3 protein-coding genes are annotated in these 3,746 nt (G+C 37.1%); all 3 read left to right on the top strand.

The window, feature by feature from the left end:
- The first annotated feature begins 48 nt into the window (after positions 1–48).
- A complete protein-coding gene (locus tag ACMZ6U_RS09675; protein ID WP_416108236.1) occupies positions 49–915 on the top strand; it encodes a PTS mannose/fructose/sorbose/N-acetylgalactosamine transporter subunit IIC in 867 nt (288 codons plus the stop codon).
- Complete coding sequence (locus tag ACMZ6U_RS09680) at positions 902–1,717, top strand: PTS system mannose/fructose/sorbose family transporter subunit IID (RefSeq protein ID WP_416108237.1); 816 nt, start codon at positions 902–904, stop codon at positions 1,715–1,717. The genes ACMZ6U_RS09675 and ACMZ6U_RS09680 overlap by 14 nt, the downstream gene beginning before the upstream one ends.
- Before the next feature lie 162 nt (positions 1,718–1,879).
- Positions 1,880–3,691: an alginate lyase family protein gene (locus ACMZ6U_RS09685; RefSeq protein ID WP_416108238.1), complete on the top strand. Its 1,812-nt coding sequence runs from the start codon at positions 1,880–1,882 to the stop codon at positions 3,689–3,691.
- Positions 3,692–3,746 lie beyond the last annotated feature (55 nt).

Raw genomic sequence — 3,746 nt, forward strand, 5'->3', positions numbered from 1 at the left:
AGTATATTTAATACTTATTTAGAAGTATCTATATAAAGGGAGAACAAAATGGATATTAGTATTGTACAAGCTATTTTAATTGGTTTGTGGACAGCATTTTGCTTTAGCGGTATGTTGCTTGGTTTATATACCAATCGCTGTATTGTCCTATCATTGGGTGTTGGGATTATTTTAGGAGACATTCCAACAGCGCTAGCAGCGGGTGCTATTTCTGAATTGGCTTACATGGGATTTGGTGTTGGTGCTGGTGGAACTGTACCCCCTAATCCTATCGGTCCGGGGATTTTTGGGACACTAATGGCAATTACAACGGCAGCAAGTAAAGACAAAATCACTCCAGAAGCTGCTTTGGCTTTATCAACACCAATCGCAGTAGGGATTCAATTCCTACAAACGGCAACGTATACGGCTTTTGCTGGTAGCCCTGAAGTAGCTAAAAAAGCTCTGCAACAGGGGAATTTAAACGGTTTTAAGCGTGCAGCTAATGGCACTATCTGGGCTTTTGCGGCTGTAGGATTCTTACTTGGTATTACAGGTGCCCTATCTATGGACACTCTTACCAAGATCTTTGCTCTAATTCCACCAGTACTTCTTAATGGTTTAACGCTTGCAGGTAGAATGCTACCCGCCATTGGATTTGCGATGATTCTCTCTGTTATGGCAAAAAAAGAGCTTATTCCTTATATCATTTTGGGTTATGTTCTAGCGGTGTACTTTGGTTTGCCGGTGCTTACACCAACAGCCAATGAAGATGGGTTGTTGACAGCGGTCACAACGTCTTCAGTTTTAGGTGTACCTACAATTGGTGTGGCTTTGATTGCAACAATATTTGCTTTAATTGATGTCTTTAGAAAACCTACTAATGCAGTGGTGGAATCAAAAACTGAAGGAGAAGCACAAGATGACTGGATCTAAAAAATTAGCAAAAAGTGATTACACAAAAACAGCTTTACGCGCATTTTATTTACAAAATGGTTTTAATTATAGTAACTATCAAGGGTTAGGTTATGCGAATGTCATGTACCCAGCTCTAAAAAAATACTATGGTAATGATAAGGCAGGTTTGACAGCAGCTTTAGAAGAAAACGTGGAATTTTATAATACGAACCCACATTTTCTGCCATTTGTAACGAGTTTGCATTTGGCTATGTTAGAAAATGAACGCCCACAAGATGAAATTCGAGGTATTAAGATGGCTCTTATGGGGCCATTGGCAGGGATAGGTGATTCCTTATCACAATTTTGTTTGGCGCCACTTTTTTCAACAATTGCAGCCTCACTAGCTTCTGATGGACTGGTTATAGGACCGATTATCTTCTTTGTTGCAATGAACCTTATCCTAACCACCATCAAACTTGTAACTGGTTTATATGGTTATAAATTGGGAACAACATTTATTGACAAACTAAGTGAGCAGATGTCAGTTATTTCGCGTGCAGCTAACATTGTTGGGGTTACCGTTATTTCAAGTTTGGCAGCAACGCAAGTAAAATTGACCATACCCTACACATTTGCACCAGACAAAGTAACAAGTGCTTCTCAAAAAATTGTTACAGTCCAAGGTATGCTTGATAAAATCGCTCCAGCGATGTTACCAGTTCTCTATACGTTACTCATGTTTTATCTTATCAAAAATAAAAAATGGTCAACCTATAAATTGGTTATCTTAACAGTTATTATCGGAACCATTGGTAGCTGGTTAGGTGTGCTTGCGTAATAGGATAGAAAAAGGATTGGACTTTTGACTGATCCTTTTTTGTTTAGGATAGTTGGGGGATAGGTTATGAACAAAGAATGTGCGAAATGGTTTTTTAGCAATCATGATAGTGCTTTTTGTAGACAGTATATTCTAACAAATCATAAGGATTCGTATGATTCTATGAAAGAGTCTGTTGATTTAATAATGGACAATACATTTATATTCAATGGTAATTGGGATATGGAGCCCTGTCATATACCTTATCAATTACAGGAGTTGTGTTGGGATCAATCTGTAACAAATGATCCTGAATGGAATTATATGCTAAATAGGCAGAGTTATTTTCTTAACTTTCTGACTGTTCATTTAGTTGAAGATGATTATCGTTACATTGATAAGTTAAAAGAAATGATGTTTCATTGGATTGATTGTGGTTTTGAATTAAAGGCGAATTCCTTAACCAGTCGCCCATTGGATACTGGTATTAGATGTTTAGTGTGGTTGAAGGTTGTTCTATACTTACAACGTGCCCATCTAATAAAGGAAGAAGAACTAACTAAAATTCTAGTTTCCATCAAAAAACAACTTCGTTATTTGCAGGAACATTATATTGAAAAGTATAGTTTAAGCAATTGGGGTGTCTTTCAGACCACGGCAATGTTAGCATGGCTGTATTATTTTGAAGAGGACTTTGATATGCCAGATTTGCAAGCATTTGCCGAATCCGAGTTAGAAGAACAACTAAGGTTGCAAATTTTAGAAGATGGTAGTCAGTATGAGCAATCGATTATGTATCATGTTGAAGTTTATAAGGCGCTTCTTGATCTTGTCATCTTTGTACCAGACTATAAAAAACGTTTAAAGCCTGTCCTTAACAAAATGGCTCATTATATAGTGATGATGACGGGACCAGATCACAATCAGATAGCATTTGGCGATAGTGATGTGACCGATACTCGTGATGTATTGACCTTATCAGCCTTGGTTCTCAAGTCTGGTCGATTAAAAGCCTATGGTTATCATAGGGTTAATATTGAAACGTTAATGTACTTCGGTAAATCAGCTGTCCAGCACTATCAACAGATTATCGCTGAGCCTGAGCAAGCGCAAATAGCTCTGTTTGACTGTAGTGGGCATGTGTGTTCAAAAGAACCGCAAAGGTATTTGTTTTTCAAGTGTGGTTCATTAGGAAGCGCTCATAGTCATAGCGATCAAAATAGTTTCTGCCTCTATGATGGTGATGTGCCGATTATTATCGATCCAGGACGTTACACCTATAGAGAAGACCCCATGCGCTATTTTTTAAAAAGCTCAAAGAGCCATTCGACTTGCTTTATCAAAGACAAAAACTTAGAAGAGATAACTGATTCATGGAATTATGCAAAATATCCACTAGCGCACCATGTAGCTCTGACGAGACAGGATAACCTTTTTTTAATAGAGGGTCATTACTCAGCTGATGTTGACGGGCAATTGTTTACACATAGGCGCTTTATCTTAGGATTACCAAACTCTTTAACGCTTGTTGTTGACGACGTTAGCTATCCGGGGACACATGAGTTGGAAAGTCAATTTATCTTGGATAAGGATGTGACGATTGATCATCAACGAGTGAACCAGCTACATTTTCATAGTGATATTTCGTTTAGTGAGGACAGTTTTTTGATTTCTAAAAAATACAATCAATTAGTAAACAGCAAGAGACTCTATAAAACAATACCCTTTGAAAACAAGATTCTAGATTATACCTTGATAGCCGATCAAAAATGTCAGGTGTCACGCTTGCCTTTAATTCAGACAGGCTCTGAAAAGCTATTGAAAAATGGTTTAGCTTGGGAAATTATCGATAATGAGCATCATTATCTGGTCGGGATAATGCTAAACGATATTCTATCAGGGGATAAACTCTATAAAATCAAAGGTCATAAAGTTCGAGGAAAAGTAGTTGTATTTGATGTTAAAAAGTCTCAATATATTCGATTAAAAAGTTAGTTATTACAAACTTTATTAAGTTTTTGTCTTGTGAAAATGTGATATACTAAATAAT

This window comes from Streptococcus pluranimalium, from assembly GCF_047785745.1.
GTDB lineage: Bacteria > Bacillota > Bacilli > Lactobacillales > Streptococcaceae > Streptococcus > Streptococcus pluranimalium_B.

Bases quoted from the DNA above. Each gene is read 5' to 3' on its own strand.
- ACMZ6U_RS09685 (WP_416108238.1), top strand. From the start codon at position 1,880: ATGAAAGAGTCTGTTGATTTAATAATGGACAATACATTTATATTCAAT.
- ACMZ6U_RS09680 (WP_416108237.1), top strand. From the start codon at position 902: ATGACTGGATCTAAAAAATTAGCAAAAAGTGATTACACAAAAACAGCT.
- ACMZ6U_RS09675 (WP_416108236.1), top strand. From the start codon at position 49: ATGGATATTAGTATTGTACAAGCTATTTTAATTGGTTTGTGGACAGCA.